Origin of the sequence: Treponema paraluiscuniculi Cuniculi A (assembly GCF_000217655.1) — a bacterium.
In the GTDB taxonomy this organism is placed as follows: domain Bacteria; phylum Spirochaetota; class Spirochaetia; order Treponematales; family Treponemataceae; genus Treponema; species Treponema pallidum.
In genome coordinates this window covers 910,570-935,121 of record NC_015714.1, presented here as the reverse complement: position 1 = coordinate 935,121, position 24,552 = coordinate 910,570, and the positions used below count along the sequence as shown (strand labels likewise).

Sequence of the window (24,552 nt, the reverse complement as noted above, 5' to 3'; positions counted from 1 at the left end):
AAAGGAGCGGTAATTTTGAAAAAAGGAGCTGCAGGGGTGTGTTCTTTCGCGCTTCTGCTCCTTGCGGGTATGAGTGTTTTTTCCTGTCGGAAGGGTGCTGAGGGGGTGTCCTCTGCCGGGGAGGCTGCGGATAAGAAGGCGCTGACTGCTGATCAGCTCGATCCGCGGAAGGTGCAGGAGCAGGAGCGGCAGAAGACGCCGCTTTCAAAGAAGAGTGTGGGGTATGCCTTTGGGGTTCTCATGGGGGTGACGCTGCAGGATTCGAAGTTAGACGTTGACCTGGGTCAGGTGTGGAAGGGTCTAAAGAAGACAGTCAGTGCAGACAAGGATAAGCAGGCACTTGCGGATGCGCAGGACGTGCTACAGCGTGCGTTCGAGGCATATCGGCAAAAAGAGGTAGAGAAGAATTCGCAGGAGGCAAAGGCCTTTCTTGAAGAGAATGCGAAGAAGCCAGGTGTGCAGGTAACTTCCTCTGGGTTGCAGTACGAGGTGGTAAAGGCTGCAGATGGTCCAAAGCCGCAGGGCGGTCAGAGGGTGCGCACTCAGTACAAGGGGACGCTGCTTGATGGAACGGTGTTTGATGCCTCTCGAGATAAGCCTGCGGAGTTTCCGGTGGATGGTATGGTGCCTGGGGTATCTGAGGGCTTAAAGATGATGCCGGTGGGTTCTACCTATCGGTTTTATGTGCCTTCTTCCTTGGGGTATGGGGAGCGTGGTATCGAGGGGGTTATCCCTCCAGGTGCGCTCCTAGTTTTTGAGATAGAGTTACAGGAAATACTCCCAGATTCAGCTTCGAAAAAGTGAGCGGTGTGCAGCAAGGCGACGGATGGGCATGGGATCGCCTGTGACCTGTAGGGGTTACCTTGCTCGTTCGTCGCGTCTCCCCTTGGGGGAGGTGGTGAGTCTCCCTGTTGGTGCGCTAGACCGTAGCCTGCAGGGCAGCTCGTGGCTTGGTTGAGTCAGAATGGTTCCTGCGCGTGCGTGTGTTCTGTGGGTTTGAGTTTAACGTTCTCCCGTGTGCTTTTGCACTGAAAAGGCGTCTATGTGTGGAATCGTTGGGATGGTGGCGGGGCGTGATGTCTCAGGTCTCTTGCTTGAGGGGCTGCGTCGTCTTGAATACCGCGGGTATGATTCTGCAGGGATCGCTGTCGTTGGCTCGGACTGTGCGCTCCGCCTTTTACGCTGTGAGGGTCGTGTTCAGTCGCTCTGCGCGCTATTAGGTCAGAGTCCTCTTTGCGGGACCATGGGCATTGCGCACACCCGGTGGGCAACGCACGGCAAGCCGTGTGCAGCGAATGCGCATCCGCATTGTTCTGAATCCATTGCGATAGTTCACAACGGTATTGTTGAAAACCATCGGTCTTTGCGTGAAATGCTAGTGACCCGTGGCTATTGTTTTCATTCACAAACTGATAGCGAGGTACTCGCGCATCTTTTGCACTGGGAGTTGCGGTACACGGCGCACCTCCTGCCTGCGGTAAAAAAAGTGTTGACGCAGGTTCGGGGTACCTACGGGTTACTTTGCATGGACGCTGCATCTCCTGGGCGGTTGATTGCTGCGCGTTCTGGCAGTCCGTTGGCGGTAGGACTCGGCTGTGGGGAAAATTTTGTTACGTCAGACCCGCTTGCGCTTGCGCATGTTACGCAGCGTTTTTTGTATCTTGAGGAAGGAGACATCGCAGACGTCCATCGAGATAGCGTGTGTGTCCACGACGCGCAGGGAAACGTTGTGGCGCGTCCCGTTGTTACGTATCAGATGCAGCTTTGTACGCAGGATAAGGGTACGCACCGTCACCATATGCATCAAGAAATATGGCAGCAGCCACACGCTATACGGCATACGCTGAATGCCTATATGTCGTTTTCTTCGTCTTCTCGCGCACAGGTGCGGACGTTCGGGGAGGACCGGGTCTTGGACGGTACCTCGTGTAAGACGTTTGAGCGGCTGTTTAGACGGATAACACGGGTGCGCATTATCGCGTGTGGTACCTCGTACCATGCAGGGTTAGTGGCGCGTTACTGGTTTGAGGCATTTGCAGGGGTGGGATGTCAGGTGGAGATTGCCTCAGAGTACCGCTATCGCACGAGCGTCGTGCACGCGCGTGAAATAGTACTGACGATTTCTCAGTCGGGAGAAACGGCTGACACCATTGCCGCACTGCGCCTGGCAAAAACGCAAGGGTATCTCTGTGCGATTGCCATTTGCAACGGGGCACGTTCCACGTTGGTGCGTGAGTCGGACGCAGTGCTGCTCACCCACGCGGGGTCAGAAATAGGGGTTGCTTCAACGAAGTCTTTTACCACCCAGCTGGTGTGCTTGCTCGTGCTCACCCGCATGATTGCGCAGGCAAAAAAGATACTCACGCAGGAGCACGAGGACGCGCTCTCTGCGGCGCTCCAGCGACTGCCTCAGGATGTGGAGCACGTGCTTGAGTGTGAGGCAGACGTTGCGCGGTGCGCGCGGCATTTTGTGCATGCGCAGCATGCGCTCTTTTTGGGGCGTGGGGAATTGTATCCGATTGCGATTGAATCGGCGCTCAAGCTGAAAGAAATTTCGTACATCCATGCCGAAGCGTACGCAGCGGGGGAGCTAAAGCATGGGCCCCTTGCATTGGTGGACGCGCAGATGCCGGTGGTTGCAATTGCGCCGGCGTCACCTGGCGTCCTGTTTGAAAAAATGGCCTCAAACATCGAGGAAGTTCGCGCGCGCGGCGGGATGCTCTACATCTTTACGGACGCGCCGGAGCGTTTTGGCCCGGTATGCACGCCCGAGGCGGACGCGCCGGAAGGGGCGTGCGGTCAGATAGTCACCGTACCTTCGGTATCTCCCCTTACCGCGCCGATTTTTTACGCCGTACCGCTGCAGCTGTTGGCATACCACATTGCCCTGCTCAAGGGGACTGACATTGACCAGCCGCGGAACCTGGCAAAATCGGTGACGGTCGAGTAAGGGGTCCGCCCCCACTTTTTCCGCCGGTGCCGGCAGCGTGGCAGGACGGAGCAGATGATGCCGCGGCGGCGCGGCTAGAAAATGTTAAAATCGTGAACCTTTTGGTTCAGCTGCAGAAGCTTGGTGGCGCGCTCGATGCCTTCCCGCGCAGGCTCAAAACTGACGTCCTGCTGCAGCGTGCGCTTCCACTCGGCGATGGCCTCTGCGTAGCGCTGCGCGTGGTAGTGGCGCAGCCCGCGCAAATAGGAGCGGTACACCTCTTGCCACAGGGGCTGTTCGGGAACCGGTTTGAGAAAACCGGCCACCCCAATTGAAACGTAGTGGGGCCGTGTGGGTTCCGCACTCCAAAGATACGAATACGAGGCGGTGCACCGCACGTGAGAAAACTGCACTTCTGCCCCTGCGCTCGCGCGGACCTGCAGCTTTGGACCCATCCCCTTCATAACCACGCTCGAGCTGAACGCCAATTGCCTGAGCGGAAAAAGCATGAACGCCGCCCCATACCGGAGCGAATTGACGCCTTTGATAGACCCCACATTGTAGAGCCACTCAAGCCCGGCGCCAAAAAGAAAATACCGCACCGGCTGGTACGCAAGCGCAAGGATAATGCTGGAGTCCGTGACGTGGGCAGGTTTCCCGTCGCCATTACTGCTACTGCTTCCACCCCCGCACCCATTGCTCCCTCCACCGCCGCCGCTGCCTCCGGCGCCGTTATTTCCGTGAAGGTTTGTGGCGTTGATTGACGCGCCAATGTTGCGGAATGCCACTCCTGCCCACAGGTTTGGCTCATGCGCACCAAAGTTTTTAGACACCGTCCACGCACCGCGCACCCCTACGTCCGCGGTCAGGACTATGTGGTGGTTCTCCTTCCCATTGGCGTTCATTTCCCGTTTTGCTGCTGCCCCCCCCCGGGGTGTGGCGATACCCCACCTTAAGGTTTGCGCCCACGCTCACGCCCTTAAAGCGATAGGCGGAAGAGAAAGCGTGCGATACGTTAAAAATTCCCACGAAGCCGTTGGTGTCGCTGCACATGTCTGGGTAAAAGGCGCGTGCCGAAACGCCGTAGCCGGTGCGCCCCGCCCGCCCGACAAAGGAAAGTACGTCTATGTGGGAACCGGAAATGCGCATGTTGTGAAAAAAGGCAAGCGTCATGCGCGGTATGGTGGCGCTTCCTGCGGCGTTCGCTTCAAAGAAGCTGGCGTCATCCGCCGTTGCGGTGGCAACAAGGTCCAACGAGTCTTGTCTGCCGCCGGCCTGCAGGGAGAGCGGACGGCAGTCCACGCTCTTTCGTGCCATGGCCTTCGGTTTCTGCGCGGTGACCACGAGCGTTCCCCCGCTCGCGCGGGAGCTGACCACGCCGCCCCGAGAGCGCAGCGTCATAGCCCGGGGCGCCCGCGTGCGCCGAGGCAAGGGGCTGCGCGGGATAACCCCGCGTGCGCTCAAAGGAGCGTCAGCAACGTGCTGTGCCAACACGATACGAGGGGAGAGCAGGAGGGCTCCCAAGCAGAGCCCGCGCGAACCGACGCGTGCAAAACCGAACACCAATCGTCCTCCTACGCGTACTGGCGCAGCCGACACACACGGCCGCCGTACCAAAAAAGCGGCAAAACCCCCTCCACGTCTTGCCGCTCCGCATTCTTCAGCAGGGCACCGGCGGGTGCCCCGGCATGTTATGAATTAATTTCGGCCGAGCAGTATCGCGCCACCCAAGGAAAGGTAGTGCGAAGCTTTCGCGCCGGCGCCACTGCCATTCGTAATGTCGCTGACGTCACAGCGGTATCCCGCGTTCAGCTTAATGCGGGCAATGCGCGCCTCTGCACCCACTCCCATTCGCATGTTGGCCTTGTGGTTGATGCGGAAGCTCGAACTCAAGCTCAGGAAGCTGAAGGGATCAAACATGGCGCCTATGCTGTAAGCCAGGTTCTGGTACAGTGACGCGGCGCCCCTGCCACCAGCCAAGGTCTGCACATTCATGCTGGTGGTGGCACCAAGGCTAAAGAGGAACCAGCTGAAGGGCCGGTATGCAAACCCTGCACGCAGCATGGTGTCTGTTGCGTGCACCGAACCTTTTTCGCCGCAGTCCTGACAGGGGCAGTTACAGCCCTCGCACTTCTTCGTGCAGCACTTCTCTTTGCTGCAACAGCAGTTCTCCTTGCAGCAGGTGCACCCCTTGCAGGTACTCGTGCAGTTCTCTATCTTGTCCGAGACCTTTACGGTCAATCCCAAGTTGGTGGCCGCAAGCCCGATGTACAGGTTGGGCTCCTCAGAGGTAAAGGACTTGGCAACGTTCCCCACCCACTGCAAGCCGATGTCACTGGAGACAGAGGTGTGCTGCAGGCCCTGCGCGTCGCGGAACCCCGCCTTCAGGTTGGCTCCCAGGGAGAGACCCCCGATACGCCGGGCAAAGTTGATGATTCCAATTGCCCCGCGCTGCTTAATGGGCTCGGTAGCAGACGTGCATACGGGCCCCGTGGTGGCAGAGAAGTTAAACCCGGATTCGGGGAAAAACATACGCATCGACGCGCCGTATCCCCAGTTGCCCGACTGGCCAACGTAAGAGAGCGTTTCGGCGTGAAACGAGCCAAAGCCAGTGGTATGGAAGAAAGCCAGCTCCCCGTGCGTCATGTTCGCACTTCCTGCCGGATTTGCCTCAAAGAAACTCGCATCATTTGCCAGCGCGGTAAACGCACCGTCCAAAGACGCATACCGCCCGCCGGTGGGCGCCCACACCGGCCGCTGCCGCAATTTCTGCATCTGCCCTGTCGCCTTGGCTTTTGCAGCGGCGGTCGCAGCCATAGTGGAGCTTCCCAACGCCAGCGCGCACAGGAGCGCTCCGCACCTATGCGTAAATGTATGTCTGATCATGGTGCCCATTGTAATGCACGCGCGCGCAGCTGGCAAGCGGAGCACCGCCGCTCACCCAGAAAACCCCGTCGCACGCGCGGAGAAAAGAAAGGCGGCGCCCCTGGGCAGCCTCCTTTGGCAATCACGCAGCTGGAGCCGCGCGCTTTACTTGCGTCCGAGCAGGATAGAGGCACCGAGCGACATGTTGTGCGGCGTGCCCTGTTGCTCATCGCCTGTGGAGTCGTAGCGGTACGACGCGCTCACCTGGAAGCACGCGACGCGTATTTCGGCGCCCACGCCTGCGCGCACCTTTCCATTTGCGTTCACGGCGACTCCCGAAAGCAAGGTGAGGAAGCGAACCGGGTCTAATATCATCCCAAGCGCATAGGAAGAGCGCTTCCAGAGGTGGCCTACCTGCAGGTTGCTTACGTTTACGCGGGTGGCCACACCCACGCTAAAGAGGAACCAACTGAGCGGTCGGTACGCAAACCCCGCGCGTAGCATGGTGTCTGTCGCGTGCCGTGAGCCCGGCGTTGCTTCGTCCTGGCAGGGACAGTTACAGTCGCAGTCCTTGCAGCACGGCTTCTTGCCGTTGCAGCAGGTTCCAACGCCCGTACCGCAGCTCGTGCATGTCTTGCAGCACTGTTTACCCGTCGCTCTGCACAGGACAAGCGGCGCCCCCGGCAGTTTAACGGTGAACCCCAGGTTAGTAGCGGAAAGACCGACGTACATGTTGGGTTCTGCAGAGCTAAAGAACTTAGCAACGTTCCCCACCCATTGCAGACCCACGTCGGTACTCAGCGACAGGTGCGTTAGGCCCTGCGCCATGCGGAACCCCGCCTTCAGGTTAGCCCCCATGGAAAGTCCCCCAAACCGACGGGAGAAGTTCACAATCCCCAAGCCCCCCAGTTTTTTAATTGGGTCGGAGGCAGGCGTGCACTGTCCGATTACCGTACCGAGGGTACTGAGGCCCATCCCAGCCTCAGGGAGAAACGCCCGTATCGAACTGCCGTATCCCCAGTTACCCCGCTGGCCAACGTAGGAAAGCGTTTCGGCATGCGAATTGTTAAATCCGACGGTGTGGGCAAAGGTCAGCTCACTGTGCGTCATGTTCGCACTCCCTGCCGGGTTCGCCTCAAAGAAGCTGGCGTCGTTCGCCAATGCGGTGAACGAACCGTCCAGAACACTCAGACGCCCTCCGGAAGGGGAGGAAACTGCGCGCCTCTTAAACTCACTCATCTTTGAGCGAGTCCTCGCCGCAGCTTCTGAAGAGGCAATCGCCACGCTGGCTCCCGCGAGCACGAAACCACAAACGAGCGCTGCGCTCTTATAAAAAACAGATTTGTAATGTACCATCCGCCCATGATATGGTATCTGCGGCGTCCGCGCAAGCGCTCCCCCGCAGCCCCCTGATTGAGCGCTCGTCCCCTACAGTCTCACACTTTTTGCCGAGAATATCTTAACCGTGCTCTGTCAGCTCAATACTTCGTCTACAAGGAGACGCGCCTGCCGTGAGAATCCATCAACGCTCTGCTCCGTGCGTGCCTGTGCTTCTTTTTCTCTTCTTGCCGAGTGCGCCGCTTTGTGCGCGGGGTAGCAAGGACTGGACGCCGCCGCAACTGGGCGAGGTGATAGAGAGTACCGAGCAGGACCTTGCAGAGTTTGATGCCGGCCTTTTCCGTGCGGATCGCATCCTGGATCGCCATGACCTCTACCGCAAAACCATGCACCAGCTGTTCTCCACGCTCCTTGAAGAACCTAAAAACCACGCTAAGCACCTGCAGCTCATCGAAACGTTAGAAAAGCTCGCCGGTCCAGAGAGCAAAGAAATACACGAGTTTCTCAATCGACTGCGTAATTCTTCTACGTACGCAGTGTACGCTGCCCGTTTCTTTCACCTCATGGAGCGGGCGCGCATCCTCATGGCTCGCCAGGAATACCTGAAGGCCGCGCTCCTGTACCGAAGCGGCTACGAGCTCTACTACGATGAGTACCTTGCCGACCCGTCAAGTCCGGGAAAAAAGGAGGTGCGTGCTCGCGTCGAGCACGCACATGCGCATGTTTCCCGCGCAAAGCCCCTCCTAGAAGCGGTCGCCGCTGCACGGGCTCAGTATCAGAACACGCAGAAAAGGACGTATGCTGCCAGCGCCCATGAGGCTGCGCGCGCGCGCGACGCGTACTCTGCCGCCCCCGCCGCGCCTGCTGCGCCCGGTGCCCGCGCACCGAGTGCAGCGTATCCTCACTCCTTAACGGTGGAGGCAGAATTAAGGATTTTGCAGGACTTTTCTAAAACCGCTGAGGAAAGCGCCGCGCTCACTTCCCTGGTCCAGGCGCTTGGAGCGCTTTTAAAGTTTTCTCGCGACATAGAGCACACCGGTGTTGTTTTTGAACAGCTGTCCACACGCGCGCAGAAAAATAACGAGACACAAGAGGCCTTCTTGGCCGTTGCACGCAAAATTACGCTCGGGCGCAGTAAACTTGAGTTCGAAGGTATTCTCGGCGCGCTCCAGGCTCCTGCCTTTGACGCTTTTGTAGATCTTTTTGAAGCAGGTCGAGCACATGTAGCGGCGCTCCACGACCAGGCGCGCGCACAGTTTACGTTTGCACATCCTCCGCACTCAGGCAGAAACATTCCCGCACCCACCGACACTGCACTGGCAAGTGCAGGCGCATGGGCAGCAGTCGGTGCAGGACCTGCAGGATCGCTCATTCCTGGCGCTCCTCTCAGTGCGGGAGTCGGCTCTCGCGGCGCGTGGGGAACATTGCCTGCGCCAGTAGAGCCGCTGCTCCGCCAGGCGGATGACGCATTGGGTGCGCTTGCAAGACTGTGGGCAGCGTGCGCCCCGCTCGGTGCCCAGCATGGCAGATTTCCCCGCGATTATGAGACCTTTGGCGCGCAGATTGTAGCGCTCAGTGCGCACGCCGACGCGTTGCGCGCCACAAAACACGCGTACGACTTTTACCATGCACTGCTCGCCTTCCAGCGCGCCCCCACCGTGCCTGTTTCGGCTGCATTGCGGCGTCAGGACCTTTCCCAGAATGAAGCGTTCGCGCGGGATCTGAGCGAACTTGCACACCACCAGGAGTTTTTGCGTCGTGCCCTTGCAGAAACCGAGTCTCTTTCCCCGCCTGCAGATACGGCAAGCACCCCGTCACCGGGGGGTGCAGGGGATACTCCAGTGCCCAGCCAGGCTGATAAGGGAGGGGCAAAACAGAGCGCTGCCCCTGATACTGCGCAAAAGGCAGTAGCCCAAAAAGCGGGTGCGTCGGAGGAGACTGACGCGTCGTCTTCCCCCTCCGAAATGGCGGTGCGTGCGGCGCGTGCACAGCTGCATGCCATCCAAAGTGAGCTGTTGCGCCGCTTCACGGCGCTCAAACGCAACCGCTATACCGCACATATGGCGTTTCATCAGCACTCAGGCGTTTCTGCGCTCGCTGAGTATGCGCAGCAGCTTACCAGTGCCGAGGAAGCATTGCGCTTTGACGCGAAAGACGAGCGCAGGGTACGCGCGTTGAGCTTTGTGTCTGAAACGGGTCCTCAGCAGGTGAGTAAGGATATGGAGGCACTTGATCGGTTGCTTTCTTTTTTTTCTGGCGAAGAAGAGTTCCTGTCTGAGCGTGGCTATGCGTATGGGCTGCAGTCCCTGCGTGATTTGCGCACTCAGTTTGAACAGTTCTCTGCACGCGTGCAGACGCTTTTTTTGGCAGCGGAACAACGGGCTATTCACGAACGACTGGCGCGTCAAGAAGCAGAATACCGTTACCGACAGGCAGTGGAAGGTCTAGGTCAAGATGACTTTGGCGGTGCCCGTAAGAATCTGGTGCTATCTCGAGAAAAGGCCGATTTGGCGCTCTCGTTGCGGTACGACACCGGCTACGCTGCCGAAACTGACACGCGATTGAGCACGCTTGATTCCTCAATTAACAGACGGGAAAATGAACTGGTTGTAAAGGACGTGCGCGCGTATATCGCACAGGCAAAAGATAAATATTACAAGGGAGAGGTGCTCGATGCGGAGCGTTTGCTCATTCGTGCGAAAAATCGCTGGGCGGTTACAAACGTCACCGAGAATGGGGAAATTACAAATTGGCTTTCTGTCATTAGTACGGCGGTTGCGCTCAAAATCGGGCGGGTAATTCCTGACTTTGCACCTCTTTACCCGCAGATGAGTCAGTTGTTACACCATGCAGAGCAGCTGTACTTGCACGCGGCATATTTGAACGCGTCGCAGCGCCAAGAAATGGAGCGGTTACTCGCCACCTCGCGAGAGAATATACACAAAGTACTGCTTGTCTATCCGTTGAACGAGCGCGCAGGGCAGCTGAGTCTGAGAATAGACCAATTGCTCGATCCCCGCTCCTTCCGGCAGCAGTTTGCAAAAAAGCTCGATACCATCAGAGGAACGTACAAAACCGAATCAAAAAAGGCCTACAGTTTGCTCCTAGATTTGTATGCAATCGATGCACGCTTCTCTGGTATCGAAAAACTGAAGCAGGAAGTGGAAATCTACCTGGGGGTTCGATTGCCGCCGCCAAACCCGCAGGCCATTGCACAATCGTCGAATTTTACGCTGGCTGCGCGTCGTATCTTTGAGCGTAGAGACGCGGCGCTCTATCAGGTAGCAATTCAGCAGTTAGACGAGGCGCTTAAGCTGAATCCTGATAACGATGCGGCTGCGCAGCTGAAAGATCGTATCCAGTCGCTCACCGGTGACGGTGCGGTAAACGTACTCAGTAGCGAAGACGAAAAAGAGTATCAGCGCGCCTTGCAGGAACTCCAAAAAGGAAATAAGCTCGTCGCCTCCGCGGTGGTTGAGCAGCTGTTACAGAAAGATCGCAATAAGAAGTCGGCAAAGATTCAGCAGTTAAAAAAGAGGATTGATGCACAATTATGAATGCTCGTCTGTGCTTTTTTTCGCGTCTTATCTTTTGCGTACTTTCTATCTGTGCTTTGCCACTTGTTGCTCAGGAAGATAAGCTCTACTGGGAAGATCCGCGGGCACTCAGCACTGAGCGTGCCGCTTTCGTCAAAGTTGCGTATTCGCACGATGTCGTTGCCGTCGTATGGCAGGAAGTGACGCCAAAAAATGCTACCTCGGGAGAAATACGACTGTCTGCGTCTTTTTACGATGGCAGTACGTGGCATACCGTGCGTACATTTTCTCCACCCCTTTTGTACAACCACCGTTCTCCTTCTCTTGCCTCCGTTGCTGTTAACAGAAAAAATGAGATTTTTGTTGCCGCCGCTTTTGATGCACACACCATCACCGTCTTTAAAACTACGGATTTTGGAAAATCATTTACGCATACTGTATTGCGTTCTCAGGGAAGCGATATTGTCGCCCCCTATGTGAGTGTTGCTTCAGATGACTCGCTGCTGCTGTTTACCTCTCACGGTTCTGAGGATCACTTTTCTATCTTGCTTTGCCGATCCGAAGATGGGGAGCGTTGGACTCCCTTTCAGGAGTTTTTGTCCACCGAATTTAGCCGCAGACTCTTTTTGCCTTCGCATGTTTCAACGCAGGCCCAAGAAATAGTGGTGTTTCAGGCACATCACCAAGAGGGTGAGAGAGCAAGCTATCAGTTGTATTCAACCGTTAGCTTTGACCAGGGCAATACGTGGTCTGCGCCTGTGCCTGTTACACAACCTGATGAGTATCACAATCAGCGGCCCTTTTTGGATCGTCTCTCAGATGATCGTTTTGCAGTTACGTGGGAGCGCTCTGAACGTACGTCGACGCGATACGAGATGTGCTATGCCGAGCTCGATCGCTATGGGAGAAAAATCGGGACTACGCTCCGCCTGGCAGAACCTTCTGACCGTCTTATCACTCCCAACTTTGTGCATATCGACGGTACCACATTCTGTGTGTGGGCAGGAGAGTCAGCCGGGCTCAATACCATTTTTCTCGCGCAGAAAAAGGAAGGCGCGTGGAGTACTACTGCCGTACGTTCTAGTGAGGATGCCTTGCTGTTTCCGCATGCGGTGCGCGTTGACAATCACCTTGAGGTTTTTTGGCAAGAGGGAGAAGGGGCGCGTGCACGTGTGATGCGTTTGCGTCCAGATCAGAGTGTACAGCCACCGACCCTGATTGCAGAAAATTTTTCGCCAAACGCGGTAAGAAAAGGGACGCGCGCGCGGGTACGCATTGTATTTCCTCGGGATTCGTCAGGCATTGCAGGGTATAACTACGCGTGGCAATGCGGCGTGCAGCCTGCTGCTCCTCCTGATTACGTTGCACACTTTCCGGAAAAACCTCAGATAGAACTGGAGGCAACGCAGGATGGCACGTGGTTTTTGGCCGTAACGGTGTGGGACTTCGCCGGCAATAAGTCAGCTCCCGCGTACCTTTCATACACGCGGGATACTACGCCTGCTGCGCGTCCACAATTGCAAACTCCTCTACTGGAGAACACGCATGCGCTGAAGAGCAACACGTTTACACTCAGTTGGAATCAACCCAGTACTGATGCGCAGGGAAACGAGGAGCGCGATCACACCAGCTTCCTTTGGAGCTTACAACAGGTGGCACCGCTTTCAGCACTAACGTCCCTGCGTGTGGATACTGACGTACGAACGTTCGAGGAATTTCAGCAGCGCTGCGTGCGCGCCTTTCCTATACCTGTCGACGTGCACGGCACGCGCAGCAGGCAGTCGTCCGTATCGTTCACTAATAGGGAGAACGGCATCTATCGCTTTAGCGTATATGCCCTTGATCGCTCTGGAAACGTGAGTGAGCCCGCAGTTGTCTTTTTTGCCTTACGGCATTTCGTACCCTACACCGCCATTCGCTATGTGGATGTGAAAAAAGAGCCTGCCGGTTCATTGCAGATGTCGATTGTTGGTAATGGGTTTCGTGCGCAAGGGACAGTCAGTCAGGTATACATCGATCGGGATCGCAAAGCTCCATATGACTTGGTATTGCATGCGCAGGAGTTCGCCGTTGGTTCAGACAACCTTATTTCAGACATACACATCGATAATTTAAAAAAAGGTTCTTACCACGTGGGGGTATGGCACCCTGCTCGTGGAGTGCATTTTGCAGAGTCAAAAGTGACGGTTTCTGAAATGGGAACGGTAAAATTCGGCGCGTACGACTATGAGCATCAGGTGCGGTGGAGTATCCCGCACACTGGTGGATTGAGAGTGAATTTTGTTTCACTGTTCATGCTGATAGCGCTTTTTCTTGCGGGTGTGGTGTTTGCAGCGTCACTTACCAGGATAGGTGATATCGTCGGAGAAGCGTTTGTACTTAAAAAGCAAGTGGAAGCGCTCATGATAGGAGAGCTTATGCCGTCAGAGAAGAGACGAAAGGCTATGGCACTGAAAACACACGGTGCAGGATTGCGGGTGAAGTTCATCCTGTTTGCACTTACGCTGGTTATATCTGTCATTTTTATTGTGTCCGTGCCGCTTGGAGTGCGGTTTTCAAAAACACAAAAACATTTGCTGGCTAAAAATCTTTTTTCTCGGGTTCAAGTGTTGCTTGAAAGTCTTGTGGCGGCAGGAAAGGTATACCTTCCAGCGAAGAATAAGCTTGAGCTTGGCTTTTTGCCCAATCAAACAACGGCATTGCACGAAGCGCGTTACGCGGTTATCACAGGAGAAAGTGAAGAGCCTCACGAAGAAGGTATCGATTTTGTGTGGGCAACGAATTTTAGCGATATTGAAACGGTGCTTAATGAGCCTGAATATCGGCAAGGCAATTCTCGTTTTGTTGACAAAAGGATTGCGCAGATTTTGACAGCAATGGAGGATTTGAACAGACAGGTTAAGAAAGATGCAGAAAAGATAGCAAAGGGTATTGCGGATCTGACGCAGGAGGCAGTTGCGCTTGCGTTGCGCACTGATCAGGGGTCAGTACGTCGCCGAGATGATATTCAGTCCATTACGCGGCAAATGGATCAAAGGCTTTTGGAAATTTTTTCTACATTTTCAAACAACGCGGTGGGCTCTTACCCTGAATATCGAGTTGATAATTTATCAAAGCGTCACAGCTCCTACCTTTTCTATAAGCCCATCCTGTACCGCCAACGCGGACACGCGGATAGTTTTGTGCACGGCGTTGTGTTTGTAGAAGTCTCTACGCAGGAATTGCTCGAGCACATTGAGGGTTTACAGCGCGATCTCATTAAAATGGTATTTTACGTTTCTTTAATCGCACTCGCCTGTGGGGTCTTTGGCGCGTGGATTCTTGCCTCCATTATTATCAAGCCTATACGCAGGCTGGCAAGCCATGTGGCGATGATTCGCGACACGGAAAAAAAGGAAGAACTTGAAGGAAAACTGATTGCCATCAAAGGGCAGGATGAAATCGCCCTCCTCGGAAGAACTATCAACGATATGACAGAAGGGTTGATCAAGGCGGCGCTTGCCTCAAAGGATTTGACGGTTGGAAAGGAAATTCAAAAGATGTTCATCCCGCTTGATACCAACACTGAAGGGAGAAAGCTTACATCTGGGTATACGTGCGATGATCACGTGGAGTTCTTTGGGTATTACGAAGGCGCGCTCGGCGTTTCTGGGGACTACTTTGATTACATTAAGTTAGATGATCAGCATTATGCCATCATAAAATGCGACGTTGCAGGAAAGGGAGTTCCCGCAGCGCTTATCATGGTTGAAGTGGCAACGCTCTTCCAGAACTTCTTTAAAGATTGGAATATTCAAAGTCATGGTATCAACCTAAGCGATATTGTCTCTCGCATTAATGATCTCATTGAGGCGCGCGGGTTTAAAGGAAGATTTGCAGCCTTTACCCTGTGCATCTTTAATACAGTGTCCGGTACGGTGCACTTTTGCAATGCAGGGGATAATATAATTCATATTTACGATGCGCAGCAAAGAAAAATGAAGCGTATTACGCTTGCGCAAACTTCTGCTGCAGGGGTATTCCCAAGTTTTATGATTGATATGAAAGGTGGGTTTGGTGTGGAAACCCTCACCCTGCGTACAGGTGATGTCCTGTTCCTCTATACTGATGGCATAGAAGAGGCGAAGCGTCTTTTTAGAAACAAGCGGTTTGAACTGGTACTGTGCCAGGAACAGGGACTTGCGCATGATGCGCCCCATGAGACGCATACGGTAGGTCAGGACGGAGAGGAGCTGGGAGCTGAGCGTGTCAGCAGCATTATCGAATCAGTCTTTCTGAGGAAAGGTTTTTCCCTACAAAAATGGCATAACCCTGTCGAAGGCGAAAAGTTTGAATTTGATTTCTCCTCTTGTGAAGGAAATCTAGACGAAGCGGTGCTCGCACTTGTGGCGGTAGAGCAGGTGTTCCGTATGTATAAGCACCCTCGGGCAACCAACCTTGATAAAATCAGGGTGGATAAAAAAGTGGATATGTTTTTAGCACGGTATTTTGTTCAGTACCCTGAGTACTGTGCGCGCAAAGAGGTAAACAGCGAGTACGAAGAGTACCTGTATTATACGTTCATTAAAGAAGACGACCAATACGATGATCTCACTATCTTGGGAATAAGAAAGAGATAGTGCCGCTGTTGTGCAGGTTATTGCATGGTGTGTGGGTTGTGACAAGGAGACGCAATGCAGATTATACCCATTGCGAGTGGAAAGGGTGGGGTTGGCAAGAGTTTGCTTGCGGCAAATTTGTCCATAGCGCTCGGTCAAGCGGGGAAGAAGGTAGTAGTAGCGGATTTAGATCTTGGCGCGTCGAATTTGCATCTGGCGCTTGGCCAAAAGGGAAATAAGCACGGAGTGGGAACATTCCTTATGGGTGCCTCTTCTTTTGAAGAGATTATGGTGCCAACTGGATATCCCAACGTATATCTTGTGCCAGGAGATTCTGAGATACCTGGCTTTGCTGCATTGAAGGTTTCTCAGCGGCGGGCTCTAACAGTGGGTTTGTTAAAAACGCATGCTGATTATGTGGTGCTGGATTTGGGGGCAGGCACTCATCTTGGAGTGCTTGAGTTTTTTCTCCTTTCTTCACGAGGGATTATCGTTACTGAGCCTGCAGTTTCTGCGGTTTTGAATGCCTACCTTTTTCTAAAAAATGTGGTGTTCAAAATGTTGTGCGCTGCCTTTAAGAAAGGGACTGGGGGAAGTATTTTTTTAGAGAATCTCAAGTCTGATGCTGCGGCGGTACAGCGCATGTATGTGCCTAAGATTCTTGCTGAGCTTGAGCGTGTGGATCAGCGGGGAGTTGCAGTACTTCTGGATCGGATGCGGTCTTTTAGGCCGAGACTAGTCATGAACATGATTGCAGATCCGAAGGATGTGGATAAGGCGTTAAAGATTCGTCGCTCGTGTGAGCAGTATCTGAATATTACGCTTGAGTACCTTGGGGTCATATACCAGGATACGCAGCAGAATGTCGCGCTCTCCTCTGGTCTTCCCATTGTTGTGTACAAACCGCAGTCACTGATTGCCCAGGCAGTGTACCGGATTGCCGATAAGATTTTGCAGTCAGAGGGTGAGGAGGCGTCTTCCATTGAGGATTATGAAGGGTTGGTGGAACGAAGTTTTGCCTCTGCAGAAGCAGAAGCAGAAGTGGATTTCCAGTTTCGTATGGACTATCTTGAGGATTTGATAAAAAGCAAAACAGTGTGTGTGGGAGATCTTGCTGAGATCATAAAAGCTCAGCAGTATGAAATTGCTACTCTGAGGAAGCAAAATCTGCTCCTCCAAAGGAAAATAAATAAGACATTGCGCAATGCGTGAATTTCATGAGGGTGGGGTATAACCCCTATTTGTGGGGGTGTTTTTGGGAGAATACAGTTTACGCGGAGCGTGGTGAATGGTGACAGGATAAACGGAAAACGGTGGCGGGGTAGTGCGCGGTGCATTTCCTTACGCGGTGGAGGTTGTGTGATGTTGAGTATTGTCTATCCGTCGTGGATTCGTCCGGAAATAATTCCTTCTTTTCCCTATTTTCGCTGGTACGGCTTCATGTATGTGGTTGCATTCAGTATCGCGTACATACTGTTTCGCTACCAGGTGCGGCGCGGTGAGCTTGATAAATGGAGTCGGGTGAGCGAGCCTGTCACGCAGGATGACATTATGAGTTTTTTTACGTGGACGATTCTGGGCATTTTAATAGGGGCGCGTGTTTTTTCCACCATAGTGTATGAGGTCGATTTGCTGTATATGCGCAAGCCATGGCTGATTTTTTGGCCGTTTTCTTTGCAAACGGGTGAGTGGGTTGGATTGCGAGGAATGTCGTACCACGGTGGGTTAATTGGCGCGCTCGTGGGGGGTGGCTTGTGGACTCAGTCGCATGGGAGAAGCTTTCTTGCGTGGGCCGATGTCGCTGCAGCGTCGACTCCACTTGGGTATACTTTTGGAAGAATTGGTAATTTCCTTAATGCTGAATTATATGGGCGTATTACTGATATCCCCATCGGCATGATTTTCCCGAATGTTCCCTTATCTGACATGTTTCCTGCCTCTGAACCTTGGGTGAGGGAGTTTGCACAGAGGGTGGGGATTCACGTGCAAGAAGGTGCACGGCTCGTGAATTTGCCTCGTCACCCTAGCCAAATCTATGAAGCTTTTTTTGAAGGGATTGTGCTGTGGTGTATTTTGTGGTGTGCGCGTCGGGTAAAAACGTATAACGGCTTTTTGGTGTGTTTGTATGTGGTGGGGTACGGAGTGTTTCGTTTTTTTATTGAGTATTTTCGTCAGCCTGATGCGCATTTGGGGTACAGGTTTTCCGCCACGCAATCGTCTCCGATTTACCTTTTCCAGTCATGGAGCGATGTTTCCACCGGGCAGATTCTGTGTGTTCTAATGATTCTCGCAGGTTTGGGTGGGATGTTCGCACTTTCGGCGTATCACAAGCGGGATAGTGTGCGGAGAGCGCGTGTATGAAAATGAAAAGAATGCACCGACTGGTCCATCAGCCGAGATGAGGTGGCGCGATGTACCTTGCGTATAATGCGCAAAGGTGAGCCGATTCTTCTTCCGTCGTCCTAATGAGCTGGTCTTCTTCTGGTGTACCAAGCACCGCATTGCGCTCCAGAGGGTTTCGGTATGTGATTTCTCGAAAGGGGTTCAGATAGTCTTTGCATCTCGTTTTGTGAATTTGTGTTACTCTGTACTTTTCGATGGTAATTGCGTGTTGCACGTAGGTGCAAAGTAGCGGTGCGTCTATCCTTGTTCGTGCAAGAGAACATAACACTGCATAGGCGTGGAGTGCTTTATCCGTTTCGTACGTGGCAGCAAGTGCGTCGTATTCTTTGTGGATGTGGTGCCAACTTTTGAACTTTCCTGTTTCGATGTTTTGTAGAAGTGTCTCAAACTTATCTTCAGGTACGAGTTGTCCTCCCATATTTACCCAGTTGTGTGTGATAGTTTTAGGATCGTGCGAAGTAAAGTGGGAGATGCAGCGTGTTGTTTGCTCAAAGAAAGACAGGAGCGTTTTTGTGCAGTACCATATGAGTATGTCTCGGTATGCTTTGCGGGCTTCTAAGGGTTTTAGCACAAGTGTTGATCGGGTGGAGTGTTCTATGCCGGTGAGCAGTACGGGGATTGTCTGTGCTTTGGTGGGATGTTTGAGGACAATGTCTTCGGCAGTGAGCGCGCTGTTTCCCGCGTTAACCCACGCGCGCTCTATCGCGCTGTCTAGTAAAGCGAGTGCGTTTTCAATTTCTCCTATTGTGTCGGGAGCGAAGACAGAGATTTCTACTGTTTGTGTTTTCGTTTTTCGTTTGTCTCGCGCAGCGAATTTTTTTTCGTTGCGTTCAATCGCATACATGTTGTAGAGCCAGTAGTACGCGGGCATGATTTCTAATCTGTTTTCCCGTTCATTGTTGGTGACAAGACTAAAAGGAAATGGAATATCAAGTTCTGCGGGGTAATTTTTCCCCGTGATTAATACGAAAGAAGCAAAACGACAATTATGTTTGAGGGTACTTGCAAGTCCTGACCAGAACCCTCGTCCCGCAATAATTTCTCCGTCATTTTTGCGTGTATTGTGATTTGACCCAATGGTGGAACCAGCAGCAATATTTGACTGACCGCGTATGAGTGCTGCGATGAGGAAAGAGTTGTTGTGGTGTTGTTCATGGTAGGGAAAGATGAGTGCGTTAAGAACCTCACAACACGAAATCGTGGAGTTATCACCTAAAACTGAGTGAATGAGTCTGGTACCATATTTAAGTGCGCAGTTATTTCCCAGTACAAAGCGCACCGCCTTTACCCCATAGAACACACGGCAACCATATCCGATCACCCCGTTCACTAACTCTACTCCTTCTCCTATTTGCGTAGGTTCCTGGAGAGATGACTGAACAGTAAGGTTTTTTAGTTTGTTTGCTCCTTTTACGTATGATCCAGGACCGAAGCACACATCCTTGATGATACGGCAGCTTTTGATAACGGATTGTGTTTCAATCGTTCCGTAGTATCCGCGGCGAGTGTCGTGTTGTTGTTGAGTCATTGACTCGAAGCGTTGCATGAGCAATGTTCTGTCTCGGTGGCATGCCCACAAAAACGCGTCTGCTGCGATCATCCCTACGAAGGGAAATATTTTCCGTCCGCCTGTTTCGTTGAGAGGATCAATGGTGATGCGGACTGCTTCTTGTTCTCCGTCTTTTATAATTCCTGCGCCGAATTTTGCGTGGTTAGTGGTACACAGCTCATCAATCCTGCTGAGGATGACATGATTTCCAATTATGTAGTGAGAAATATATGCGCAGTGATGGATAGCGCAATTTTCTCCGACGTCGCACGAAATGAGTGTACTGTGGGTAATACCAGTTGGTACGGTAAAGTCGTGATATCGCAGAAGGCGTCGCTCGAGCGACGCGATGCGTACGAGCCCTGCAAATGATGAATTACGTATGAGTGACGCGTCGAACGGATCTGCTACTAAAACGTCGTACCAGGTATCGCAGTGATTGCCCTTTTGTATAAGGGTGTGAATTTCCTCCTTAGACAGTGGTCTCCATGCACGTGGGGGTTCGGCGCTCTGGGAAAAGCGGAGATAGTACTCGTCTTTTCCGCGAGGGATATGGGCTTGTGTGATGAAGTGATATCCAAAAGAGGGTAGGTCTAAAATTTGCACACGCATTCTCCCTTTTGGATGCCCACTATAGGTGGTGAATTTTTACATGTAAATAAGGAATTGGGGTTGTGATGGGGATGGTGATTTCCTGCATGTTTACTTGACATGACATATTAGGAATGGCTAGATTGGGGCCCAGTCTTGTTTTTTAGCGTGCATTAGAAGTGGATGTACTGGGGAGGATCGTTGGCGGATAACAAAAGCTTGCGGATTAATGGAAGTATTCGGGTACGAGAAGTGAGGTTGGTTGACGCTGTAGGGCAGCAGTGTGGGGTGGTGCCCACCCTTGAGGCGCTGAGAATGGCACGGGATATCAATCTTGATTTAGTAGAGGTCGCTCCGCAGGCGAGTCCGCCGGTGTGCAAGATCCTGGACTATGGGAAGTATCGCTTTGAGATGGGCAAAAAGTTGCGTGACTCGAAAAAGCGACAGAGATTGCAGACGCTCAAGGAGGTGCGTATGCAACCGAAGATCAACGACCATGACATGGCGTTTAAGGCCAAGCATATACAGCGGTTTCTCGATGAAGGGGATAAGGTGAAAGTGACTATCCGCTTTCGTGGAAGGGAGCTTGCGCATACCGATCTGGGTTTTAACGTGTTACAGAATGTGCTTGGCCGTCTGGTGTGTGGGTATAGTGTTGAGAAGCAGGCAGCAATGGAAGGTCGGTCTATGTCCATGACGCTCACTCCGAAGTCAAAGAAATGATGGAGTGTCGGGTAACTGCAGTTCGTGTTGTTGGATAAAGGGGAGAAAGTATATGCCTAAGATGAAAACGAAAAGCGCAGCAGCAAAGCGTTTTGGTGTAACCGGGGCTGGTAAGGTAAAGTTCAAAAAGATGAACCTGCGTCACATTTTGACGAAAAAGGCCCCGAAACGCAAAAGGAAATTACGTCATGCGGGTTTTCTGTCAAAAGTTGAGCTTAAAGTGGTGAAGCGGAAGCTGTTGCCTTACGCGTAGGTGGCAAGCGTGAGAGGACGGAGGAGCGTGGTATGTCTCGATCGTTGAGTAGTAACGGCAGAGTGCGCCGGAGAAAGAGGATTTTAAAGTTAGCCAAGGGCTTTCGGGGTAGGTGTGGCACGAATTACAAGGCGGCGAAGGATGCGGTCTCGAAGGCTCTTGCGCATAGCTATGTTGCGCGGAGGGATAGGAAGGGGAGTATGCGCAGGTTGTGGATCAGTCGCATCAATGCATCGGTTCGTACGCAGGGGTTGAGCTATTCTCGCTTTATGAATGGTCTCTTGCAGGCTGGGATTGCGCTTAATCGCAAGGTTCTCTCCAATATGGCAATTGAGGATCCGGGTGCGTTTCAGACGGTGATCGATGCTTCTAAGAAAGCTTTGGGGGGTGGAGCGTGCTAAACCTCGGTCAGGTAAAAGTGCTGGAAGAGAAGGTTGCGAAGGCGGTGCACCTTGTCCAAATGTTGAAGGAAGAAAATGCCGCGTTGCGGGCTGAAATTGATGGACGTGGTAAGCGTATTACGGAGCTGGAGCAGCTGGTGCTTGCCTTTCAGGATGATCAGACGAAGATAGAGGAAGGAATTCTTAAGGCACTGAACCACCTGAGTACATTTGAGGATTCTGCGTATGGAGAGGCGCATACGCAACACGTGGCGAAGGTTCTAGAAAACCAGGAGCATGCGGGGGTGTCTGAAGAACTTACCAGCCGTACCCAGATGGAAATTTTTTAGTGGTCAGTGTAAAGGGGCAGTTGCACATCGATCTGTTGGGAGCGTCTTTTTCCATCCAGGCTGACGAGGACTCCTCGTATCTGCGTGTGTTGTATGAGCATTACAAGATGGTGGTGTTGCAGGTGGAGAAGACGTCAGGGGTCCGCGATCCCTTAAAGGTCGCGGTGATTGCGGGTGTGCTTCTCGCGGATGAACTGCATAAAGAGAAGAGGAGACGTCTTGTACAGTCCGAGGAAGATCTGCTGGAAATAGGGGAGTCTACCGAGCGTATGCTCGAATCCATCAGCAAAGTGGTGGACGAGGGGTTTGTGTGCGGGTGCGATTGAGGGTTGTGTCCTTCTTTGTGTACAGGACGTCCCTGCGGTGACGCTGTGGGTGGACGCGGACTCATGCCCCGCGCGCGTCCGCATACTTGTCGCGAGAGCGGCAGCGCGCCTGGGGTGTGTGGCCCGATTTGTAGCCAACCGTCCTATCCCCCTCGTGCAAAGCCCGCATTGTATCATGGTCGAGACTCAACCTGTTGACCAGGCTGCGGACCGTCACATCATCGCGTATGCGCGAGCGGGTGATTTGGTCGTCACGCGTGATATCGTGCTTGCAAAGGCAATTGTAGACGCGCGCATCTCTGTTATCAACGACCGGGGTGATGTGTATACGGAGGAGAACATACGCGAGCGACTCTCGGTGCGCAACTTCATGTACGACCTGCGAGGGCAGGGACTCGCCCCTGAAACAACGTCACCTTTCGGCAGGAGGGATGCTGCACGCTTCGCAGACTCCCTAGATAGGGAAACCACGAAGCTCCTGCGGCTTGCCAGGCGGCGGGAGGCGAAGACACGGGAGGAGCAGTGCGACTGGCCCTCCGCGCAAGGGAAAAGCCAAACCGGCTGCCGGTGACCGCACGCAAGACACTAAGAGTCCAAGGCCGGGCGGGTGGACTCGAGTTTCTTCTACCGCTTCTGCGAGATGAACTTAAGCAAATCCACCACACGGTTTGAGTAACCCCACTCGTTGTCATACCAGGACACTACCTTGAAGAAGCGCTTCTCGTTCGGGAGATTGTTCTGCAGTGTCGCCCTGCTGTCGTAGATGGAGGAGTACTGGTTGTGGATGACGTCCGCGGATACAATGTCCTCGTCGCAATACTGCAGGACACCCCGCAGATAGGACTCCGACGCCTTCTTGAGCATCGCGTTGAGGTCCGCAACGCTCGTCTCTTTTTCCGTGCGGAAGGTTAGATCCACCACGGAACCGGTTGGTGTCGGGACACGGAAGGCCATCCCCGTCAACTTACCTCTCGTAGACGGCAGCACCTCGCCTACCGCTTTCGCAGCTCCAGTGGTGGAAGGGATAATGTTAACCGCTGCAGCGCGGCCTCCGCGCCAGTCCTTCAAAGAAACCCCATCTACAGTTTTTTGCGTTGCGGTATAGGAGTGGATAGTCGTCATCAGTCCCGTTTCAATACCGACTCCCTCTTTGAGAAAGACGTGCACTACCGGCGCGAGACAGTTGGTAGTGCAGCTCGCGTTGGAGACGACCTTGTGCTCAGCAGGATCGAACTCATGCTCGTTCACCCCCATTACAATAGTCTTCACCGGCTTAGACGCATCCGAGCTCTTAGCCGGAGCACTGATGATGACTCGCTTTGCTCCTGCTTCAAGGTGACCGTATGAAGACTCATTCGCGTAAATGCCGGTGGACTCAATAACCACCTCAATACCAAGATCCTTCCAGGGAAGTTGGGAAGGCTTTAAGCCGCGACCGCAGACACACTTGATCCGATGCCCGCCCACCTCGAGGATATCCTCGGCAGGGGCACTGAGACTAGAACTCATTTTGCCCTGCACGGAGTCATACTTTAGCTGATAGGCAAAGTAGCGCGCATCGGTGGAAAGGTCCACAACCGCCGCCACGTCGAACTCTTTCCCCAACAGCTTCTGCTCCGCCATGGCCTGGAGTACAAGACGCCCGATACGCCCAAAACCATTGATTGCAACTCTCATTTGCCCAACCTCCTCTAAAAAGAGCACACATCCCGCGCAACGCTATCTGAAAAAAGATCGGCACGTCAATCCCTCTTTGCTGTAGGGCTCCCTTGCATTTTTCTATGTGCCCAGATACCATGGCCTCGCCTTGGAAGGTCTGGCCTCTAGTGGAAGATTATTACCGCGTGCTTGGTGTGTCGCACCGTGCCTCGACCCCTGAAATTAAGTGTGCCTTCAGAAAGAAGGCAAAGGCGTTACATCCGGATCTCGTTTCCCATACTGCAGAACTTGAGTGCGAGGCGGTAGCGCGCGAGCGCGCTCTTCGCCGTATACTCACCGCATACGAGGTGCTCTCTGATCCGGGGCGTCGCGCGAAATTTGACCTCCTCTACGCGCGTTTCTGCGCACGTCCTGCTCCAGCGGGCTTTGACTACCGCGTGTACCTGCGTGCGCAGGGTACGCTCTGCGCGATGGTGGAGCTTATCTTGTTCGATCTCTTTCACGGTTTTGAGTGTGACGCTGTCCGCGCGTACTTGTTCCTCAAGTGTCGGCCAGAAGGGTTCAACCTCGCCGCTCACCTTACGCGAGAGGATTTTATGGACTGTGGCTTTGTGCTCGCAGAGGAATTGCATGTACGGGGAGAGTGCTATGAATGCTTTACTTTGCTCCAGGACATCGTTTTTGAAGAATTGCGGTGCGCGTATTTTCGTCATTTTTTTCCTGAAGTACTGAAGCTCACTGAGCATATCGCGCTCGGTACTGCGTCTGTGCGTGGTCGCAACGGTAAATCCTGCGTATACTGCGCGCGCGCGCATGCCTGCTTGCCTGCGCAAGAAATTGTCACCTTCTACGCGTGCTTAGTTGAGTATTACGAACGTACAGGAGACCGCAGGCGTGCGCGTGGCTATGCCCAGAAGATGGATTCTGTCAGGTGAATGTTTCACTGCACCCTAGCGGAGGAGTACCGTGGTCCTGGGGGACCTCCGAAGGGCTGGAGGTCCCCCTGCAGCTAGTGAACGGACAGAGGAGGGACGCTTGAGCAGGAAGGAAAG

The 24,552-nt window shown here is 53.5% G+C and carries 17 protein-coding genes and 1 pseudogene; 13 read left to right on the top strand and 5 right to left on the bottom strand.

All coding sequences use genetic code 11. The features are described from left to right. Positions 1-15 precede the first annotated feature (15 nt). On the top strand, positions 16-804 hold the full coding sequence (locus tag TPCCA_RS04230) for an FKBP-type peptidyl-prolyl cis-trans isomerase (RefSeq protein ID WP_245522111.1): 789 nt from the start codon (positions 16-18) through the stop codon (positions 802-804). 238 nt (positions 805-1,042) lie between these two features. Beyond that, complete coding sequence (gene glmS / locus TPCCA_RS04225) at positions 1,043-2,950, top strand: glutamine--fructose-6-phosphate transaminase (isomerizing) (protein WP_013945443.1); 1,908 nt, start codon at positions 1,043-1,045, stop codon at positions 2,948-2,950. Between the two features lie 74 nt (positions 2,951-3,024). Here the strand turns inward: glmS and TPCCA_RS05745 are convergent. The 3 genes and pseudogenes from TPCCA_RS05745 to TPCCA_RS04210 all read right to left on the bottom strand — a co-directional run bounded on the left by TPCCA_RS05745 (position 3,025) and on the right by TPCCA_RS04210 (position 7,150). Beyond that, a pseudogene (locus TPCCA_RS05745) lies at positions 3,025-4,546 on the bottom strand (UPF0164 family protein). Between the two features lie 81 nt (positions 4,547-4,627). Continuing rightward, entirely contained in the window at positions 4,628-5,860 is a 1,233-nt protein-coding gene (locus TPCCA_RS04215; RefSeq protein ID WP_013945441.1) for a UPF0164 family protein, read from the bottom strand. Between the two features lie 99 nt (positions 5,861-5,959). Further along, positions 5,960-7,150: a UPF0164 family protein gene (locus TPCCA_RS04210; protein WP_013945439.1), complete on the bottom strand. Its 1,191-nt coding sequence runs from the start codon at positions 7,148-7,150 to the stop codon at positions 5,960-5,962. 155 nt (positions 7,151-7,305) lie between these two features. On the opposite strand from TPCCA_RS04210, the gene TPCCA_RS04205 reads away from it, so the two are divergent. The 4 genes from TPCCA_RS04205 to lgt all read left to right on the top strand — a co-directional run bounded on the left by TPCCA_RS04205 (position 7,306) and on the right by lgt (position 17,627). Beyond that, positions 7,306-10,689: a hypothetical protein gene (locus tag TPCCA_RS04205; protein ID WP_013945438.1), complete on the top strand. Its 3,384-nt coding sequence runs from the start codon at positions 7,306-7,308 to the stop codon at positions 10,687-10,689. Continuing rightward, a complete protein-coding gene (locus tag TPCCA_RS04200; RefSeq protein WP_013945437.1) occupies positions 10,686-15,287 on the top strand; it encodes a SpoIIE family protein phosphatase in 4,602 nt (1,533 codons plus the stop codon). The genes TPCCA_RS04205 and TPCCA_RS04200 overlap by 4 nt, the downstream gene beginning before the upstream one ends. A 54-nt stretch (positions 15,288-15,341) precedes the next feature. Continuing rightward, entirely contained in the window at positions 15,342-16,478 is a 1,137-nt protein-coding gene (locus TPCCA_RS04195) for a nucleotide-binding protein (RefSeq protein ID WP_010882297.1), read from the top strand. Positions 16,479-16,628: 150 nt separating this feature from the next. Further along, entirely contained in the window at positions 16,629-17,627 is a 999-nt protein-coding gene (gene lgt / locus TPCCA_RS04190; RefSeq protein WP_013945436.1) for a prolipoprotein diacylglyceryl transferase, read from the top strand. A 28-nt stretch (positions 17,628-17,655) separates the two neighbouring features. Here the strand turns inward: lgt and TPCCA_RS04185 are convergent, their stop codons facing one another. Continuing rightward, complete coding sequence (locus TPCCA_RS04185) at positions 17,656-19,830, bottom strand: DUF4954 family protein (RefSeq protein ID WP_013945435.1); 2,175 nt, start codon at positions 19,828-19,830, stop codon at positions 17,656-17,658. Between the two features lie 162 nt (positions 19,831-19,992). Between TPCCA_RS04185 and infC the strand changes: the two genes are divergently transcribed. Genes infC through TPCCA_RS04155 form a run of 6 tightly spaced genes read left to right on the top strand, consistent with a single transcriptional unit; the run spans position 19,993 to position 22,412 of the window. Further along, a complete protein-coding gene (gene infC / locus TPCCA_RS04180) occupies positions 19,993-20,532 on the top strand; it encodes a translation initiation factor IF-3 (RefSeq protein ID WP_013945434.1) in 540 nt (179 codons plus the stop codon). Between the two features lie 52 nt (positions 20,533-20,584). Next, a complete protein-coding gene (gene rpmI, locus TPCCA_RS04175; protein WP_013945433.1) occupies positions 20,585-20,785 on the top strand; it encodes a 50S ribosomal protein L35 in 201 nt (66 codons plus the stop codon). A gap of 32 nt (positions 20,786-20,817) precedes the next feature. After that, positions 20,818-21,186 carry a 50S ribosomal protein L20 gene (gene rplT, locus TPCCA_RS04170; protein ID WP_010882292.1) on the top strand — a complete coding sequence of 123 codons (369 nt, stop codon included), beginning with the start codon at positions 20,818-20,820 and terminating at the stop codon, positions 21,184-21,186. Next, positions 21,180-21,515: a cell division protein ZapB gene (zapB, locus tag TPCCA_RS04165; protein WP_013945432.1), complete on the top strand. Its 336-nt coding sequence runs from the start codon at positions 21,180-21,182 to the stop codon at positions 21,513-21,515. Before rplT ends, zapB begins: the two co-directional genes overlap by 7 nt. Beyond that, on the top strand, positions 21,515-21,841 hold the full coding sequence (locus TPCCA_RS04160; protein WP_013945431.1) for a cell division protein ZapA: 327 nt from the start codon (positions 21,515-21,517) through the stop codon (positions 21,839-21,841). The genes zapB and TPCCA_RS04160 overlap by 1 nt, the downstream gene beginning before the upstream one ends. Positions 21,842-21,878: 37 nt before the next feature. Beyond that, complete coding sequence (locus tag TPCCA_RS04155) at positions 21,879-22,412, top strand: YaiI/YqxD family protein (RefSeq protein WP_013945430.1); 534 nt, start codon at positions 21,879-21,881, stop codon at positions 22,410-22,412. Positions 22,413-22,465: 53 nt separating this feature from the next. Here the strand turns inward: TPCCA_RS04155 and gap are convergent, their stop codons facing one another. Next, entirely contained in the window at positions 22,466-23,518 is a 1,053-nt protein-coding gene (gap, locus tag TPCCA_RS04150; protein ID WP_013945429.1) for a type I glyceraldehyde-3-phosphate dehydrogenase, read from the bottom strand. A gap of 149 nt (positions 23,519-23,667) precedes the next feature. Here gap and TPCCA_RS04145 point away from each other — a divergent pair, with 149 nt between their 5' ends. Next, positions 23,668-24,435, top strand: coding sequence for a J domain-containing protein (locus TPCCA_RS04145; RefSeq protein WP_245522110.1), 768 nt, complete (start codon positions 23,668-23,670; stop codon positions 24,433-24,435). Positions 24,436-24,552 lie beyond the last annotated feature (117 nt).

Bases quoted from the DNA above. Each gene is read 5' to 3' on its own strand.
- glmS (WP_013945443.1), top strand. From the start codon at position 1,043: ATGTGTGGAATCGTTGGGATGGTGGCGGGGCGTGATGTCTCAGGTCTC.
- TPCCA_RS04210 (WP_013945439.1), bottom strand. From the start codon at position 7,150: ATGGTACATTACAAATCTGTTTTTTATAAGAGCGCAGCGCTCGTTTGT.
- TPCCA_RS04200 (WP_013945437.1), top strand. From the start codon at position 10,686: ATGAATGCTCGTCTGTGCTTTTTTTCGCGTCTTATCTTTTGCGTACTT.
- TPCCA_RS04195 (WP_010882297.1), top strand. From the start codon at position 15,342: ATGCAGATTATACCCATTGCGAGTGGAAAGGGTGGGGTTGGCAAGAGT.
- lgt (WP_013945436.1), top strand. From the start codon at position 16,629: ATGTTGAGTATTGTCTATCCGTCGTGGATTCGTCCGGAAATAATTCCT.
- TPCCA_RS04185 (WP_013945435.1), bottom strand. From the start codon at position 19,830: ATGCGTGTGCAAATTTTAGACCTACCCTCTTTTGGATATCACTTCATC.
- infC (WP_013945434.1), top strand. From the start codon at position 19,993: ATGTACTGGGGAGGATCGTTGGCGGATAACAAAAGCTTGCGGATTAAT.
- rpmI (WP_013945433.1), top strand. From the start codon at position 20,585: ATGCCTAAGATGAAAACGAAAAGCGCAGCAGCAAAGCGTTTTGGTGTA.
- rplT (WP_010882292.1), top strand. From the start codon at position 20,818: ATGTCTCGATCGTTGAGTAGTAACGGCAGAGTGCGCCGGAGAAAGAGG.
- gap (WP_013945429.1), bottom strand. From the start codon at position 23,518: ATGAGAGTTGCAATCAATGGTTTTGGGCGTATCGGGCGTCTTGTACTC.